Origin of the sequence: Rhodanobacter sp. B04 (genome assembly GCF_002001125.1) — a bacterium.
Classification (GTDB): domain Bacteria; phylum Pseudomonadota; class Gammaproteobacteria; order Xanthomonadales; family Rhodanobacteraceae; genus Rhodanobacter.
Genome location: NZ_MUNV01000014.1, coordinates 1 through 1916 on the forward strand (window position 1 = coordinate 1; position 1916 = coordinate 1916).

3 protein-coding genes are annotated in these 1916 nt (G+C 61.3%); all 3 read left to right on the forward strand.

What is annotated here, in order from left to right; translation table 11 throughout:
- Positions 1-521, forward strand: a 521-nt coding sequence (locus tag B0E46_RS12180) for a phage/plasmid replication protein, II/X family (RefSeq protein ID WP_217316342.1), incomplete at its 5' end; no start/stop codon positions are given.
- A 416-nt stretch (positions 522-937) separates the two neighbouring features.
- Positions 938-1258 (forward strand): hypothetical protein, encoded by a 321-nt coding sequence (locus B0E46_RS12185; protein WP_139350525.1) that lies wholly within the window; start codon positions 938-940, stop codon positions 1256-1258.
- On the forward strand, positions 1255-1916 hold a 662-nt coding region (locus B0E46_RS12190), incomplete at its 3' end, for a phage/plasmid replication protein, II/X family (protein WP_217316343.1). The genes B0E46_RS12185 and B0E46_RS12190, both read left to right, overlap by 4 nt.

A 1916-nucleotide genomic window follows, 5' to 3' on the forward strand; every position in this document is an offset into this window, starting at 1 on the left:
ATGCGAAGGGTCAGGAGATCCGTGACAAGGGTCACCGGCAGGAAATGATCCTTGATTTGCCGCACGCGCTGGCTTGGGCTGACCGCACTCTACGTGCAGAATTGGTGCTTCGTTCGATGGAGCTGCGCCGCCTCGGACTGGACATGGTGACCGCGTGGTCACAACTCGACGGTGTAGACTCAGCGGTAACCGCGCGGTTACTGCAAGACCGCCTCGGAGCCATGACCATGAACACCGTCTCCCACCTTTCCGCCGCTGTTCTCGACGCCATGAAGCCTTCTTTGCGCATGGCCTACCAGTCGTGGGAGTCGGGTGTTGATCTGCGCGCCATCCTGCCGACTCGGACGTTCTACCGCTACCGGGCCGAGCTGCTCCCGCATGGCATCGACATTGCCGCGCTGAACCCGAAGGAAAAGAGCAACGTTGTCCCTCTTGTTCGGGTGCTGGAAGCCGTGCCTGCTCAGGTGCCGGACTGGGCGCAAGGTACGCATTTGTACTGGGAACCCCGCCGTATCGCCTGAACGTTTGGACGTCCAAACGCGTTGGGAATGCAGGATAGGCGGTTCGCCGGTGAAGTACACGCGTAAAGCCCGCTATCGCCTACCGAAGGGGGCCGACAGGCCGGACGCTCGTTCTTGATCTCGACGCCCATCGGAGCTGCGCCTCCCAGGTGTTTCGCTGTGTCTGGGATCGACGCGCACCACTCACGCCAAACCTGCTGTTCCTGCATTACCGCCGAACACGGAGAAAGCCACCCCTCCCCATGCCGCCGGAAAGCGGCTTTGCCGCCCGCCGGCATGGGGAGGGGTGGCGCTTCGTACCATCGCCGGGGGCAGGAGCTGGGGAGGTGTGCGGGTTCAGTGATACCGCACATTTGTGCCAATTTGGCAGTAATCCTCCCCTTGCGGTGTTTACCGGTTACCGTTATGGTGCGTCCATGGCAAAGGCACCCACCCCTCGGGATCGCGTTGGCGGTCGTGTGAATCTGACCCTCCCCCCGGAGGTCGATCTGGTGCTTGGTCGTCTCGCTGAGGCTGCTGGAACGGGCAAGGCGAGCTTCGTCCGGGAATGGCTGGTGAGCATGACCCCCCAGCTTTCGCAGATGGCTGAGGCGCTGGAAGCCGCAAAGGCAGGCCAGATGGACAGCCTCTCGATGATGTCGAAAACACTTCGTGGTGCTGTGCAGGGTGGCCAGCAAGCCCAGCTCGAATTAACCAAGCTGCGCGCGGTTGTTCGTAAGCGGAAGTTGCTCAAGTGATCGACTGGCTGACGTTCCTCGCGCCCTGTGCCCATGCGCACGCGATCGACGGCGGCCAAGTTCTCTCCCTTGCTCCCGGTGGTGAGTTGCAGTGGATGAGTCGTAAGCGAGCGAGCGTTCGCGGTTCATTCGATACCTGCCTCACCATTCGGACAGCAACGCATACGCCGGACCCTCTCACCCATGTGGAGATTTCCGGTAACCCGGTGAAGTTCTTTCAGGGTCACAACCTGTGGGGCTCCGATGACGTGCACGCGTTGGTGGTGCATACCCTCGACCATCTTTCGGGTCTTGGTGATCTGGGTCTACTTCCAACGGCTGAGGACAGGGCCGCATGGTTGTCCGGGGATGTTCGGCTGACCCGTGTCGATCAAACCCAGTCGTACCATCTTGGCAATTTGTCCGACGTTCTCGCCTGGCTGAGGGCTGCCGAGCAAACCGCGCACCTGTCGCACCGTGGTCGCGGTCAGTTGGTCAAGGGCAGCACCTTGTACTTTGGCCAGCACTCCCGGCGTTGGTCGCTCAAGCTGTATGCGAAGGGTCAGGAGATCCGTGACAAGGGTCACCGGCAGGAAATGATCCTTGATTTGCCGCACGCGCTGGCTTGGGCTGACCGCACTCTACGTGCAGAATTGGTGCTTCGTTCGATGGAGCTGCG

Excerpts from the sequence above, each read along its gene's own strand:
- B0E46_RS12185 (WP_139350525.1), top strand. The coding sequence starts at position 938 with ATGGCAAAGGCACCCACCCCTCGGGATCGCGTTGGCGGTCGTGTGAAT.